Source organism: Kaistella sp. (assembly GCF_049588135.1).
GTDB lineage: Bacteria > Bacteroidota > Bacteroidia > Flavobacteriales > Weeksellaceae > Kaistella.
In genome coordinates, this window is sequence record NZ_JBAVFG010000246.1 from 1 (window position 1) to 15269 (window position 15269).

General features: G+C 35.7%; 15 protein-coding genes and 1 pseudogene. 9 read left to right on the forward strand and 7 right to left on the reverse strand.

Going from position 1 to position 15269, the window contains the following annotated elements; all coding sequences use genetic code 11:
- The first annotated feature begins 5 nt into the window (after positions 1–5).
- The gene (locus WBY99_RS13045) at positions 6–884 is read left to right on the forward strand and encodes an aminodeoxychorismate synthase component I (RefSeq protein WP_423976797.1); all 879 of its coding nucleotides are present in this window, start codon (positions 6–8) and stop codon (positions 882–884) included.
- Positions 868–1494, forward strand: coding sequence for an aminotransferase class IV (locus tag WBY99_RS13050; RefSeq protein ID WP_423976771.1), 627 nt, complete (start codon positions 868–870; stop codon positions 1492–1494). Before WBY99_RS13045 ends, WBY99_RS13050 begins: the two co-directional genes overlap by 17 nt.
- Before the next feature lies 1 nt (position 1495).
- On the opposite strand, the gene menD is transcribed toward WBY99_RS13050, so the two are convergent.
- On the reverse strand, positions 1496–3163 hold the full coding sequence (menD, locus tag WBY99_RS13055) for a 2-succinyl-5-enolpyruvyl-6-hydroxy-3-cyclohexene-1-carboxylic-acid synthase (RefSeq protein WP_423976772.1): 1668 nt from the start codon (positions 3161–3163) through the stop codon (positions 1496–1498).
- A gap of 88 nt (positions 3164–3251) precedes the next feature.
- On the opposite strand from menD, the gene WBY99_RS13060 reads away from it, so the two are divergent.
- From WBY99_RS13060 to WBY99_RS13080, 5 genes and pseudogenes are all read left to right on the forward strand, one after another.
- Positions 3252–4202, forward strand: coding sequence for an isopenicillin N synthase family dioxygenase (locus tag WBY99_RS13060; RefSeq protein WP_423976773.1), 951 nt, complete (start codon positions 3252–3254; stop codon positions 4200–4202).
- A 497-nt stretch (positions 4203–4699) separates the two neighbouring features.
- Positions 4700–5311 carry a hypothetical protein gene (locus WBY99_RS13065; RefSeq protein ID WP_423976774.1) on the forward strand — a complete coding sequence of 204 codons (612 nt, stop codon included), beginning with the start codon at positions 4700–4702 and terminating at the stop codon, positions 5309–5311.
- A 177-nt stretch (positions 5312–5488) separates the two neighbouring features.
- Complete coding sequence (locus WBY99_RS13070; protein ID WP_423976798.1) at positions 5489–5914, forward strand: hypothetical protein; 426 nt, start codon at positions 5489–5491, stop codon at positions 5912–5914.
- Between the two features lie 44 nt (positions 5915–5958).
- Positions 5959–6108 (forward strand): annotated as a pseudogene (locus WBY99_RS13075) (transposase); the annotation flags it as partial.
- A gap of 162 nt (positions 6109–6270) precedes the next feature.
- Entirely contained in the window at positions 6271–8394 is a 2124-nt protein-coding gene (locus tag WBY99_RS13080) for an elongation factor G (protein WP_423976775.1), read from the forward strand.
- Between the two features lie 98 nt (positions 8395–8492).
- Here the strand turns inward: WBY99_RS13080 and WBY99_RS13085 are convergent, their stop codons facing one another.
- The 4 genes from WBY99_RS13085 to WBY99_RS13100 form a co-directional block, all read right to left on the reverse strand.
- A complete protein-coding gene (locus WBY99_RS13085) occupies positions 8493–9869 on the reverse strand; it encodes a tryptophanase (protein WP_423976776.1) in 1377 nt (458 codons plus the stop codon).
- A 127-nt stretch (positions 9870–9996) separates the two neighbouring features.
- A complete protein-coding gene (locus WBY99_RS13090; protein WP_423976777.1) occupies positions 9997–10617 on the reverse strand; it encodes a DUF502 domain-containing protein in 621 nt (206 codons plus the stop codon).
- Between the two features lie 74 nt (positions 10618–10691).
- Positions 10692–11270, reverse strand: a complete 579-nt coding sequence (locus WBY99_RS13095; protein ID WP_423976778.1) for a tRNA-(ms[2]io[6]A)-hydroxylase — start codon at positions 11268–11270, stop codon at positions 10692–10694.
- A gap of 95 nt (positions 11271–11365) precedes the next feature.
- Positions 11366–12457, reverse strand: a complete 1092-nt coding sequence (locus tag WBY99_RS13100) for an acyltransferase family protein (protein WP_423976779.1) — start codon at positions 12455–12457, stop codon at positions 11366–11368.
- Positions 12458–12582: 125 nt separating this feature from the next.
- On the opposite strand from WBY99_RS13100, the gene rplU reads away from it, so the two are divergent.
- Both rplU and rpmA read left to right on the forward strand, forming a co-directional pair.
- A complete protein-coding gene (gene rplU / locus WBY99_RS13105; RefSeq protein WP_423976780.1) occupies positions 12583–12996 on the forward strand; it encodes a 50S ribosomal protein L21 in 414 nt (137 codons plus the stop codon).
- A gap of 26 nt (positions 12997–13022) precedes the next feature.
- On the forward strand, positions 13023–13280 hold the full coding sequence (rpmA, locus tag WBY99_RS13110; RefSeq protein ID WP_133439210.1) for a 50S ribosomal protein L27: 258 nt from the start codon (positions 13023–13025) through the stop codon (positions 13278–13280).
- 267 nt (positions 13281–13547) lie between these two features.
- Here rpmA and thiL read toward each other — a convergent pair whose 3' ends face one another.
- Both thiL and WBY99_RS13120 read right to left on the reverse strand, forming a co-directional pair.
- The gene (thiL, locus tag WBY99_RS13115) at positions 13548–14606 is read right to left on the reverse strand and encodes a thiamine-phosphate kinase (RefSeq protein WP_423976781.1); all 1059 of its coding nucleotides are present in this window, start codon (positions 14604–14606) and stop codon (positions 13548–13550) included.
- Between the two features lie 138 nt (positions 14607–14744).
- Positions 14745–15266 carry an acyl-CoA thioesterase gene (locus tag WBY99_RS13120; RefSeq protein ID WP_423976782.1) on the reverse strand — a complete coding sequence of 174 codons (522 nt, stop codon included), beginning with the start codon at positions 15264–15266 and terminating at the stop codon, positions 14745–14747.
- Between the last annotated feature and the right edge of the window lie 3 nt (positions 15267–15269).

Below are 15269 nucleotides of genomic sequence, written 5' to 3' on the forward strand. Positions count from 1 at the left end.
ACGTACTGGTTTACACAGGAAATGAATTGCAAAAAAATAGCTTATTGATTGATTTTCAAAATAATACAAACGCAATCGAAAGGCTGACGAAAAAAAAAGACATTCACTTAAAGACATTTCCAGAAAGTGAGGAGATTTACAAAAATGGATTCAATAAAGTTCAGCAAAACCTCAAATTAGGAAACTCCTACCTCACCAATTATACCTGTAAAACTGAAATCGAAATTAATCTCAGTTTAGAAGAAATTTTCTATTTATCAAAAGCAAAATATAAAGTTCTTTACAAAGATGAATTCGTGTTTTTCTCTCCTGAAACTTTTGTTGAAATCATTGATAATGAAATATTTACGCACCCAATGAAAGGCACCATCGATGCCTCAACGGAAAACGCAATTGAAGTTTTAAAAAACGACATTAAAGAAAAAGCAGAACATTACACGGTGGTTGATTTACTACGAAACGACCTAAGCATGGTGGCTGATGAAGTGAAAGTCAATGAATTTCAACGAATAGATTTCATTCAAACCAATAATAAAAATTTATATGCCATGAGTTCAGAAATTTCAGGAAAGTTGAAACCTGAATTTCAAAACAAAATAGGAAGTATCATGAAAAAACTACTTCCTGCCGGTTCTATTCTCGGTGCGCCAAAACCAAAAACGTTAGACATCATTCTCGATGCAGAAAACTACGACCGAGGTTTTTATACAGGAGTTTGTGGTTGGTTCGATGGGAAAAACCTGGATTCTTGTGTGATGATTCGCTTCATCGAAAAAGAAAATAGAAAACTTTATTTTAAAAGTGGTGGTGGTATCACCCATTTGAGTAATTTTACCGATGAACATCAAGAAATGAAAAATAAAATTTATGTCCCAATTCATTGAAAGTATTAAGGTAGAAGACCAGCAAATATTTCTCTTGGATCAGCATCAGAAACGAGTCAACGAAACGTTTTCTTATTTTGGTAAAAATAACCTCATCAATTTAGACGAGATTTATAAAAGCTTAGAACATGATGAAGATGGTCTTTTCAAACTAAAAATCACTTACGATCTAGCAGGGGAATACCGAACTCAAATGATTCCCTATGCGATGTCTGAAATCGCAAATTTTCAATTGGTTGAGAATAATTCTTACGATTATTCTTTCAAATTTGAGGACAGAAAAGAACTCGAAAAAATGAAAATTTTATCGAAAGCCGCAGAAATCATCATTGTAAAAAACAATCATATTACCGATTCTTCTTACTCTAATCTTTTATTTAAAAAAGGAAAAGACTGGTTTACACCAAAAACCTTTTTATTAAATGGAGTTCAAAGACAGCATTTACTTAAATCCAAGAAAATAAAAGAAGCTGAAATCACATTGCTAAACTTATGCGAGTATTCTCATTTTCAACTCATTAACGCGATGAATGATTTAGATGACGCTTATCGTTATCCTATTGAAAAGATTAAAAATTTACCAAAAAAAGCGGAGCAAACTGAAATGTAATTTATGATTTCAAAAACTCGAAATAGCCTTTTAAAACCTCAGCATTTTCAACTGCAGAAGTGTCAACTTCTAGAATTTTCGGCTTTTCATCATGTTTAAAGAAATTATCTAAAACCCGAGAAAGCGTGTCCTCATCATCAACTTTGGTATAAGAAAATCCGAAATGTTTGGCTAGAAGCTCGCAGTTTTTGTGGTGTTTCGTCAAGATGAATTCATCTAAAGCATTGGTAGAACTCGGTCCGGGAATAATTTTGAAAATATCTCCTCCTCCATTATTAAAGATAATAATTCGGGTATAAGGCGGAATATAGTTGTTCCACAAACCATTGATATCATAGAAAAAACTCAGGTCTCCCGTTACCAAAACAGTTTGCTTTTGAGATTTCATTGCAAAGCCCATCGCCGTAGAAGTGGAACCATCAATTCCGCTAGTTCCACGGTTGCAATAAATAGTATTCTTTTGAAAATCAAAGAGTTGAGCGTACCGAATCGCCGAAGAATTGCTAAAATGTAGATTAATATGATCGGGTAATTTATAAGAAAGAATTTCGAACAATTTAAAATCTGAATAATTAGTGCTCAGACAATACGCTTCGTGTTTCAAATCTCTTTTATCACGCAGAACATCCCATAGGTTAAAGTATGGACTGGGTTCTAGCGGAATAAAATTCAATAATTTAGCAAAAAATCTCTCAGGAGTTGCTTTTATTTTTTCAGTCAAAGCGAAGAACGTATCAGGATGCCAAACCTCATCAATATGCCAATGACATTTCGGATTTGCTTTTCGCAAAAACTGTTTTACTTTTTTAGAAACTACGTTTTGTCCAACTGTAATTAATAAATCAGGAGCGTAAGTTTTAAAATCTGCATCATTAAAATTAAAAATATAGCGGTCGATATGTGCGAAAAATTTATCGTGTTTCAAATTGGAATTGGCTTCTTTCAAAACAACAACACTGTGATTTTTAACAAATTGCGATAGCTGCATTTCCAGCTCTTCACTATAATCTCTGGTGCCAACCAAAATCATAATTCTTTTCGAAGTATTCCACTCGGCAACTAAATTGGGAGGTAATTCATACATATTTTCCCGAATGGTTTTTTCTACCGGCAGAAAATTCGGCAGTTCGGAAACCATATTATACAGAGGTTCTTCCAAAGGAATATTGATATGAACAGGACCTTGTTTTTCAAAACACACTTCGATGGCTTTTTTAATAATGGCGAAATTTTCATCGTCGGCATTTTCCATTGAATCTTCCAACAACTGAAAATCGCCGTAAGAATGCTGTTGATAAAGATCTTTCTGGCGAATGGTTTGTCCATCGAATAGATCAACAAAGTCAATTGGACGATCCGCAGTTAAAATCAGCAAAGGCGTATTTGAATAAAACGCTTCGGTAATTGCCGGATAATAATTCGCTGCTGCAGAACCACTGGTACACGTTAAAGCCACAGGTTTTTTAATGCTTTGCGCCATTCCCATGCCAACAAAAGCAGCACTTCTTTCATCCACAATACTGTAACAGTTCATTTCATCCATCTCCGAAAAGTGAATTGCCAGCGGTGCATTCCGGGATCCGGGAGAAATAACGATATCGAAAATTCCGTATTCTTTTAATAAATGGGCGAGTATCTGGATGCTTCGTTTGGAAGAGAATTGTTTCATAATCTAATGGATTGTGGCAAATTTACTGATAATTAAAATTTTAATCTAAAAAAACTTAAATTTGCCCACGAATTCTTAATCAAACAATATGAAACAGATCCCAAGTGTGGATTTGCGTGATTTCCTTTCGGGTGAACCGGAACGCAAACAAAAATTTGTAAATGAAATCGGAAAAGCATACGAAGAAATTGGCTTCGTTGCGCTAAAAGGTCACTTCTTAAATGACCAATTGGTTGATGAACTTTATGACGAAGTAAAACAATTCTTTGATCTTCCAGTAGAAACAAAACAGAAATACGAAATCCCCGGAATCGGCGGACAGCGTGGTTATGTAGGTTTCGGAAAAGAAACTGCAAAAGGTTTCAAAAAAGGAGATTTAAAAGAATTCTGGCATTTTGGTCAATATCTGGAAAACGGCTCAAAATACGCCACAGAATATCCAGACAATGTAGAAGTTACAGAAAATCCCAAATTCAACATTGTTGGAAAAGAAGCTTACAAAATGTTGGAAAAAACCGGCGTTTATGTTTTGCGGGCTTTGTCTTTGCATCTTGGTTTAGATGAGTTTTATTTCGACAAATTTGTCGCTGAAGGAAACTCCATTTTGAGACCAATCCATTATCCGCCAATTACTCAGGAACCAGACAATGCAGTTCGAGCAGCTGCGCACGGAGACATTAACTTGATTACGCTTTTGATGGGTGCTCAGGGGAAAGGTCTTCAGGTAATGAACCACGAAGGAGAATGGATCGACGCCATCGCACAACCCGATGAACTGATGATTAATGTTGGCGATATGTTGTCGAGACACACCAATAACAAACTGAAATCTACGATTCATCAAGTGGTAAATCCGCCACGGGAAATGTGGGGAACTTCGAGATATTCGATTCCGTTTTTTATGCATCCGGTGGGCGATATGTCGCTGAATGCTTTAGCAAACTGTGTGGATGAGAATCATCCTAAACTGTATGAAGATACTACGGCAGGAGAATTTCTTTATGAAAGATTGGTTGAACTCGGTTTGATCAAAAAATAAATTAATCTTTTGATGAGTTAAGGAACGGGCATTTTTGTCCGTTTTTTTTTTGTTTATCATCAGTCAATTCAATAATTCATTACCTTTACTGATCCTGACAATCAATCACTTAATAAAACATTCAACTTCATCCAAAAGTACTTAAAATGCACATTAAAACCCTTCTTGTTTCTTTAATGAAAGCACATCCAAGAGGTTGAGCCATAGTTGCTCCGTACTTGAATCATACTTGAATCACATTCCCTTTTGGTTTACGTCATGGTTGAGTGTCAGAAAATAGATTGCAAACACCTCCCACCGCTTCCGAATTTCGTATAACCGTCATTAGTAAATAGCAGTTTCATTAAAAGTAAAAATTATTTCAAAACAAAGATTTTATTCAATATTTTGTGTTGTTTATCTGTTTTTATTATAGAAAAACCGATAGTCCAAAATGATTATTGTGGAATTATAAAATTAACATAGCTTTATAATCAAACAAAGAAAATATTTTTCATATGAAAACACTACTCTTATCAATATTGTTATTTGCAGCAATAGCATGTGGAAGAAGTTCTTCTGGCAACGAAGAATCTTCACAAGATATTCTCCCGTCTGCAACACAAACTGGTGCTAATACAGCAGGATGTTATATTAATGGGAAACTGCTAATTCCTAAAAATGGGAGTCAAAGTATTGGAGGAAGTCCTGCTTATGGATTAACAACTGGAGCAGGAAACAATTTTCATCCTCCAACTATTGGAAACGATTATCAATATTTTAGAATAGCGAATTTGAAAGATAATAACGGAGACGAAGTTTATATACATATCAATAATATGTCACAAGGATTGGGAGAATATATTGTCGGACAATCCAATGGTGAATATTTTCCAATAAACAATAATGTCCCACATATAATTGCCCATATTAGGGATTCAAGTAATCTTATCCACACTTATTTTTCATCAGACAATTCAGGTAAAATAATAATTACAAAATTTGATTATTATGAAGGCATATATTCGGGTACATTTTATGTCACTCTCTATAATAAAGATAACCCATCAGAGAAAGCTCAAATTACGGAAGGAAGATTTGATGTTAATATAGGAACCTTAAATCATTAGATGATGAAATTTTTAATCTTATTTATAATTACTCCGTGTTTTTTATTTTCTCAAAACAAAAATGATTGGTTTTTAGGTGCTGAAATTGGTAATAACACACTTATCTCTTTGCACAATAAAAATTCTTTTCAAGGTGGCATATTGGCAGAATATTAACTTGCAAAGCAATGGAGTTTAATAGGCAGACTTAAATATTTCAATACTGGAACAACCAACAACGCAGAAACTGGCTATTTTGAGGGAACAGTAATATCCTTACCTATAAATTTGAAATGGGAATATTGTATTATTAATAATTTCAAAGGAAATCTTTACACAGGCTTTGCACTCAATCAGGAAATCGAAAGTCATTATTATTATCCATCAAATGAAAACACCGATTTTTCGAAATTCTTTGGGACTTTCAATGCAGGTATTGGATTCGCCTATTTTATAAAAAATAAAACAGCCGTTTTTGTGAACTATGAAACTTATTTATTTGGAAATAATCGGGATAGTAAAAACGGTTTTTCTCCCATTTTTCCCAACTCTACAGACAACAGCATATTCAATATTGGAGTCAAATATAATTTCAAAAAATTAAGCAATATAAAAAACGATTAAAAAACAAAGGAAGCCGCTATCAGATAACGGCTCCTCACAGGTTAAAACTGAATCAATTATTGTTTGTAGATGGTATTCAATTAATAACCAGTATCCGCAATAATATGAAGAACAGTTTGATGGAAATGAGTGATAAAATTTTGCTTAGGAAACGCTCTGTCATTGAGACCGTCAATGATGAATTGAAAACAATTTTCAGATGGGATGACTCGATGATGATCATGCTAAATATCACCTCTTTAAAAACTAAGTTTCGGTACAATCAATCTAAATCTTTTGTAACTTTATCTTCCTAAAAATCAAGTGCCGGTCATTTCCTTTTTAGTATTATCCTTAAATTATTAAAATCAAATATTATGAGTGCTAATACCAAAAATCTACGAAATGTGGTCTTGCTCGGACATTCCGACAGTGGCAAAACTACATTGATTGAAACCATGTTGTACGAAGGAGGAGCAATCAAGCGCCGTGGTAGTGTAGAAGGTCAAAACACGGTGAGCGACAATACTGATCTAGAACATGAAAAAGGAAAAACACTTTTTTCTCATCAAATGTTCGTGAACTGGCGAAATAATAAAATCAACATGATTGATACGCCGGGATTCGATGATTTTATTGGCGAAGTAGTATCTTCTTTAAAAGTTGCAGACACCGCGATTATCGTGCTGAATGCGGCCAACGGCGTAGAAGTAGGAACCGAACTCGTTTGGGAATATGTAGTGAAATATCAGACTCCTGCCATTTTCGTCATCAACCAAATGGATCATCCAAAAGCCGATTTCGAGAAAACTTTAGAACAAGCAAAAGAAAGATTTGGAAATAAACTTTTACCCATTCAATATCCTTATAATTCAGGCTCTAATTTCAATGCAATTATTGATGCCTTAAGAATGGTGATGTACGAATTTCCTGCAGACGGTGGGAAACCAGAAAAGAAACCAATTCCGGATAGTGAAATCGATCGCGTCAACGAAATGCATAATGCTTTGGTAGAAATTGCCGCTGAAAATGAAGAAGGTTTAATGGAGAAATATTTCGAAGAAGGTTATCTTTCTGAAGAAGAATTAGCAAAAGGGATTACGTTGGCTTTAGCAAAACAGCAATTCTTTCCGGTATTTGTAACGAGCGGTTTAAAAGATATGGGAAGTGGCCGTCTGATGGGATTCTTAGATGACATCGCTCCTTCACCCGCTGAAAGACCTGCCAGAAAACTGGAAAATGGCGACGAAGTTTCTTATAACTCTGATGATAAAACAACGATTTTTATTTATAAAACGATCTCTGAACCACAAGTTGGAATGGTTTCTTATTTTAAAGTTTTAAGTGGAACACTGAAACCTGGCGATGAACTGGTTAATGCTGAAAATGGCGAAACAGAAAGAATCTCGCAATTGTTTGTCGCTGAAGGAAAAGACAGAATTCCTGTTGATGAATTGGTAGCCGGAGATTTAGGCGTTACCGTAAAATTAAAATTCGCACGTTCAAACCATACTCTAAATACAAAAGGTTTACAGCGGAAAGTTCGTCCGATGGAATTCCCGGAAAGCCGTATTAGAAAAGCAATTTATACCGATGCCGCTGCAGATATGGAAAAATTGGTGACTGCTTTGCATAAAATTCAGGAGGAAGATCCAACTTTGAAGGTAGAACAGTCCGCTGAACTGAAACAAACGATTCTTCATGGCCAGGGCCAATTGCATCTCGATTTGGTGAAAGAACGGCTACAGGATGGTTTCGGCGTTAAGATGAATTTTGCAGAACCTAAAATTTCGTACCGCGAAACCATTACTGGAAAAGCTGATGCCAATTATCGCCACAAAAAACAATCTGGCGGTTCCGGACAGTTCGGAGAAATCCACATGAGAGTTGAAAATTTCTACGACGGAATGGACGAACCCACAGGTTTTAATATCCGACAAAAAGAAATTGAAGATTTACCTTGGGGCGGAAAACTTGCGTTCTATTGGTGCATCGTTGGTGGTGCTATCGACAACCGTTATATTGGTGCGATCAAAAAAGGAATTATGCAGCAGATGAGCGAAGGTCCGTTGACGGGTTCCCGTTGTCAAAATATTCGGGTTATTATTTACGATGGCAAAATGCACAGCGTAGATTCCAATGACATTTCCTTTCAGTTGGCGGCTTCGGGTGCGTTTAAAGAAGCGTTTCAGAATGCTATACCGCAACTTTTAGAGCCAGTTTATTCGGTGGAAATTCTTTGTCCCGACGAAGATACCGGCGATGTAATGGGCGATTTGCAAACGAGAAGAGCGATGATTTCGGGGATGGATTCTGAAGGGCATTACCAAAAAATATTGGCAGAAGTTCCTTTGGCAGAAATGCACGACTACGGCTCTACACTTCGTTCGATAACGGGTGGGCGAGCAAAATTCACCATGAAATTTGTCGATTACCAATTGGTTCCGCCAAACGTGCAGCAGCAATTGGTGAAAACCCACGCCAATTTACAGGAAACGTAAATGAAGTAAATTAAAAAAGCGAAGATTTTGGTCTTCGCTTTTTTTAAGCGTTGTTAGCGCTTCGAATGCTAACAATGATTAATAAGAATTTTTCATTTTTAAGCCTCCTCCAATTTCACGGTGAAATGCCTTAAAATCTCAGATTCCCAAACGATATTATATCCTTCTTTAATTTCGTCTTTGCGATCGAAAACATTTTTAATGGCGACTGCAATATAATCCATATGATTGTTCGTATAAGTTCTTCTCGGAATTGCCAATCGAACCAATTCCAGCTTTGGATAGCGGTTTTCACGGGTTTCGGGATCGCGATCTGCCAATAAAGTCCCGATTTCTACGGTTCGGATTCCCGCTTCTTTGTAAATTTCGTTCGCTAAAGTTTGCGCCGGAAATTCTTCTCTCGGAATATTGGGCAAAAATTTCAAGGAATCAATGAAAACTGCGTGTCCGCCAATCGGTTTCTGCACCGGAATTCCGAATTCGATTAATCGGTTTCCGAGATATTCAACTTGAGAAATACGGCTTTCGAGATAAGCAAATTCTGTGGCTTCGTTCAAACCAACTGCCAATGCGTTCATGTCGCGTCCTGCCATTCCGCCATAAGTGATGAATCCTTCATAAATAATGGTGAAATTAGAAGCTGCACGGAAAATATTTTCGTCGTTCAAAGCGATAAATCCACCGATATTTACCAAGCCGTCTTTTTTGGAACTCATCGTCATTCCAACTCCGTATGAGAAAACTTCTTTTGCAATTTCTTTGATGGTACGGTTTTCCTGACCTTTTTCACGCATTTTAATGAAATAAGCATTCTCGGCAAACCGTGCAGAATCAAAATAAATCGGAATTCCGTAACGGTCGGAAAGTTCTTTTACGGCTTTCATATTTTCCAAAGAAACCGGTTGTCCGCCGGAAGAATTGCACGTAATCGTAATGAGACAAAACGGAATTTTCTCTTTCGGATGGCTTTTATAAACCTCTTCTAATTTTTCTAAATTGATATTTCCTTTGAAGGGATGAAGGTTTTCAATGTCGAAAGCTTCGTCAATTGTACAATCAACTGCGTGTGCTTTTCGGATTTCGATATGACCTTTTGTGGTGTCAAAGTGGGAATTTCCGGGAATGATGTCGCCATCTTTCACCAAAACAGAAAACAAAACATTTTCGGCAGCTCTTCCTTGGTGCGTTGGCAGAAGATATTGGTAACCCGATATTTTTTTCACCGTTTCATGCAAAGCTTCAAAACTTTTGGATCCGGCATAACTTTCGTCGCCCGTCATCAAAGCGCCCCATTGTTGATCGCTCATTGCGCCAGTTCCGGAGTCGGTTAAAAGGTCGATAAAAACTTCTGAAGATTTTAAATTGAATAAATTATAGTTGGCATTTTTGAGCCAGATTTCTCTTTCTTGTTTTGTAGATTGGTGAATTTCTTCCACCATTTTTATTCTGAATGGCTCAGCGTAAGGTAATTTCATGGGTAATAAGTGATAAGTAATTAGTAATAAGCAATTGGTAATAAATAATGAGTAATTATAAAAATAAGAAACTTAACAAAAAATGTTAAAAATTACTCATTGCTAATTGCTCATTACTCATGACAAATCATTCTGGTGCTTTAAAAACATTATCATCTGAATGGAAACCGGCAACACCACCGCTTACCGCAAATTTCATGGCTTGTGCTGCAGAAACATTTTCTAAAATCGTAATATTAGTCGCCAATACAAAAACCACCCAGCCCGAAACGGCGTAAGAATGCGGTAAATAAACGGCAACATGATCTGGAAAACCAACTGAGGAAAGGTCTTTTTGAGTTAAAAAACCGATTCGCCAAATGGCAGGATTTTCTGTTGTTCTAATAAGTACAGGCTGATTGAATTTTTTTTTGTCGCCCACGAAAGAAGTCATTACATCTTTCAGAGAAGTGTAGATGAATTTAATTCCCGGCGTGTGTTCCAAAATATAATCGAAACTATCGACCACGATTCTTCCGATGATGAATTTGTTTCCTAAAAAACCAATCAGTGTGGTGCCTAAGATCACGATAAGAAAAGTAATTCCGGGATATAATCTTTCTGAAATCGCCGGAATAATGTTATCAATACTCGAAACGATGTACCAAATAATCCAAATCGTGAGTGCAAAGGGCCCGATAATTAATAATCCTTGGAAAAAAGATTTTGCCAAAGTATTCAGAGTATGTTCAAACCGTTGTTTTTTCATCGTTAGATTCGGGGAATCATTAAATTTCCGATTGGTAAAAATAGGAAAATTTCACTTTAATTTAAAAAAAAATATTATCCATGAATGGTTTCTTTTTTTCCGTAAGATTTAATGATTTCGGCTTCATAGTCTAACCATTCTTCCCAGCGTTTATTGACGGTTTCGGGATTGCCCAATTGTCTTGCAAATCCGATAAATGTGGTGTAATGATTGGCTTCGGAAATCATCAATTCTTTATAGAAAACTTTCAATTCTTCATCTTTAATATTTTCGGTCAACACTTTGAAACGCTCGCAACTTCTGGCTTCGATCATTGCTGCGAAAAGCATTCTATCGATAATATATTCTTTGCGAGTGCCTTGAACAATGAATTTAAAAAGTTGCCCAACGTAATCATCTTTTCGCTCTCTTCCGAATTCGTAACCTCGTTTTTTGATGATTTCATGAACCATTTGGAAATGTTCCAACTCTTCCTGCGCGATTTTCAAAAGTTCGGTTACAACTTCTGGATATTCTGGACACATCGTGATGATGGTAATGGCGTTGGTTGTCGCTTTTTGCTCGCACCAAGCATGATCGGTAAGGATTTCTTCTAAATTTCCTTCGGCGATATTTGCCCAGCGAGGGTCGGTTAAGAGTTTTAGTTTAAACATTTTCTTGAATTTAGGGCAAATTTAATTAATATTTAATTCAATCGAAATGCTTCGGCAAATCTTGAAATTTCAAAAACATTGTTTGATTCTTAAATTTATATTGATGTGGTTTTTTTACGCAAAAATTCCAGAATTTTCCAGCCGAAAGTATCTAATTTTTTTAAACCTTTTGCAATCAAAACAGCGATGCCTACATTGATGAGGTAAATTAAAATCATCAAAAGCCACCACGCCATTTTGTCTTTTAGGGGAACGACTAAGAAATAAACCAGCGACGAACTCATGCCTTGGGCAAAATAGAAAAAGATGGCGTTTTTTCCGATATAAGTAATGAAACTTTCTTTCGTTATTTTCAATCGGTTGTATAAAACGAAAAGTGTGAGCAATGAAAACGAGGACCAAAAAATATAGAGCAATTTCGGTGGAAACTTGGCTTTATTCATTTTCAGAAAGATTTCTTTTCCGTAATTCCAGAATAAGAAAATGAGAATTAAAACTAGAATTCCGTATAAAAAAGGAATCCATTTTGTCGGAATTTTTTTTCCTTTTAATTGATGAGCGACTAAAAATAAACCTAAATAAAAAGCAACATAACCAACTTGACCAGTCGGATAAAATTGTGGTAATGTATTGAAAATCAAGGTTGATCCAAAACACAGTCCTATAAACCAATTAATGTGTTTCGGGAAAAACTTAAGAATTAAAACTCCGAAAACGGTTAGGATAAAATAAACTTTCAAATACCAGAAACTTCCCATCACGACGGGAAAAGTATCGGCATTCGTGTATTGATGAAGATACCAATTGCCCAAATTTTGCCATTGCGGAATATCGGAAATGTTGATGGGAACATATTTCGCCCCGAAAGTGGAGTAGAAGTTTTTCATCCAATCTAATCCGAAAAAATTTAAACCAAAAACTTTGAAGAAATAATCCAAAAAGAAAAGAAAGGTTACGAAAATCATAAAAGTGATTTGCAATTTCAATAATCGATAAAGGGTTTTTTCGATGTTTCCGCCGGAAGTGAGTCCGCTGAGTGCAAAAAACAAGGGAACGTCGATTAATAAAGATAAAACCCTTAATTCCGTAGGTACATAAAACTGCCCCGACCAAAAAACGGTGTGGATGAAAATAATAGCGAGGGTTGCGAAACCTTTTGCAAAATCAATGTATAAATCTCTTTTCATAATGGTAGATAACTGGTTCAAAATTAGATAAATTCCTCATTAGAAAAAATCTAAAATTAATAATTTAAAATCTAAAATTATTTTATATCTTTGCACCTCGAATTAACTAACAAAATTTATAAACAATGTTTGCAATTGTAGAAATAGCAGGGCTTCAATATAAAGTTGAGCAAGACCAGAAGTTGTTTGTGAACCGTTTGAAAGGAGATGTAGGATCAAAAGTAACTTTTGATAAAATTCTTCTTACTGTAAACGGTACTACAACAATCGGCGCCCCAGCTGTAAGCGGTATCACTGTTGATGCTGAAATTATCAATCACCTGAAAGCTGATAAAGTAATCATCTTCAAAAAGAAAAGAAGAAAAGGATACGAAAAGAAAAACGGTCACAGACAATCTTTAACTCAAATCGTTATTACTGGTATTACTGGTTTTGATGCTAAAAAAGTAGAGAAAAAAGCAGCACCGAAAGCTAAAAAAGAAGCAGCAGAAGCTCCTGCAGCAAAAACGAAAAAATCGGACAGCGAAACCGCTGAATAATTTTAACCAAAAAACCTTAAAATAAAATGGCACATAAGAAAGGAGTTGGTAGTTCCAAAAATGGTAGAGAATCGCATTCCAAAAGATTGGGAGTTAAGATTTTCGGAGGACAAGAAGCTATCGCCGGTAACATCATCGTGAGACAAAGAGGTACAACTCACCACCCAGGTGAAAACGTGGGAATGGGTAAAGACCATACTTTGCACGCTTTGGTAGCAGGAAAAGTAGTTTTCAGAAAGAAACAAAACAACAGATCTTTTGTATCTATTGAACCGAACGCTTAATTAAAAAGTGTTTTAAAATATTAAAATCCCAGCCTTTTGGTTGGGATTTTTTTGGTAATTTATTATTTAGAAAATTATTTACAGTCAAGAATAAAATTTAGAAACTGCCCAAATACTTTTAAACAAAAAGATTCTGTAATCAGTTCCATCTTCTATACTTCAATTTTTGCTTGAAATTTGAATGGCTTTAATTCTTAACTAAAAATTTAATGATGAAAGTGAATTTTAAAATTCTTTCATTTCTCTTTCATTTTTGTCATCGATTCATTACTGTCCTTTATTCAAAAACGCATCCCAACCTTGCGCATTCAAAGGAACTAACTCGTTGCTTCCTCTTGCGATTAAGAAATTTCCTTGCTCCAAATCAACCGCATGACCAACAACAGTAAAGTCTGGGTGGTTTTTTATTTTATCAAAATCAGAAGGTGCAATTGTGAATAATAATTCGTAATCTTCACCGCCACTCAAAGCACACATTACTGGATTTAAATTCAATTCTTCCGCAGTAGAAATGGTTAAAGAATCCATCGGGATTTTTTCTTCATACAAATGGAAACCCACTTTGCTTTGATCCGATAAATGTAAAATTTCCGAAGACAAGCCATCAGAAACATCAATCATAGAAGTCGGTTGAATGTCTAATTCTTTCAAGGTTTTCTTAATATCAGTTCTGGCTTCTGGCTTCAATTGTCTTTCCAAAATATAATCGTAACCTTCCATTTCGGGTTGCATATTTGGATTGGCGAGGAATACAGAATGTTCTCTTTCCAAGATTTGAAGACCGATATAAGCGCCACCTAAATCTCCCGTTACAACTAATAAATCGTTCGCATTTGCGCCGTTCCTTTTTATTAAATTTTCAGACTTTTCAAGTCCAATCGCTGTAATCGTAATCACCAAACCAGAAGTTGAACTCGTGGTGTCGCCGCCCACCAAATCTACTTTGTAATGTTTACAAGCTAATGCAATTCCGGCATAAATTTCCTCTAAAGCCTCCACCGGAAAACGGCTGGAAATCGCCAACGAAACCAAGATTTGGGTCGGAGTCGCGTTCATCGCAGCAATATCACTAATATTCACCACAACCGCTTTATATCCCAAATGTTTTAATGGAACATAACCTAAGTTAAAGTGAACACCTTCTGCCAAAACATCGGTCGTTACCACTACTTTTTGACCTTCAGGATTAATGACTGCACAATCATCTCCGATAGAAACTTCTGTTGAGGGATTGCCAAAACTAAAATTTTCGGTTAAGTGTTTAATCAATCCAAATTCGCCATAAGCAGAGATCGGAGTTAATTCAGGGTTTTTATCTTCTAGCATTGTATTATTTTAAATTAAGTGAGGTTTTTTTAAGAATGTTTAAAGTTACTTCTCTGATTTTTTGTCTTTAACTATTCGTTATGACTTGACTTTTAAAGAGTTGCATTTTAAGCCAATGGATTGGCTAATCGCCAATTGCTACTTATCTTTTTTCCAAGTAAAAGTATTTCTTTTATGAAATGGCTCTACATTCTCTGGCTTGAAAGGTAGATCTTTTAAATCTTGTCTCGTTAAAACTTTTACATTTTCACCTTTGAATTCATTCATCACTTCCAAAACATCATCTGGGGGTGTTGTCGATTTCCGCAACATGGTATCAATCCAAACTCCTGTTGCTTCGGCTGTTGCGCAATGCGTTCCATCGGGTAAATAAAATTTATGAATAAATTGATAAATGCTCGCATCTTCTGACATTCCTGCAATTTCCAAAGAAACAAACACCGTCTGATCCGCATAGATTTCTTTAAAAAATGAATATCTTTCGTGTAAAATTACAGGACCAATTCCCCAGCGGGTCAATTCTTTAAGTCCCATTTTATGCGAATTCATAAACGCCATTCTGGTTTGTGCGCAATACATGACATAAGATGAATTTGCCAAATGTTTGTTGGCATCAATATCGCTCCAGCGAACATCAAATTTATAATGATAATCAGACATTTC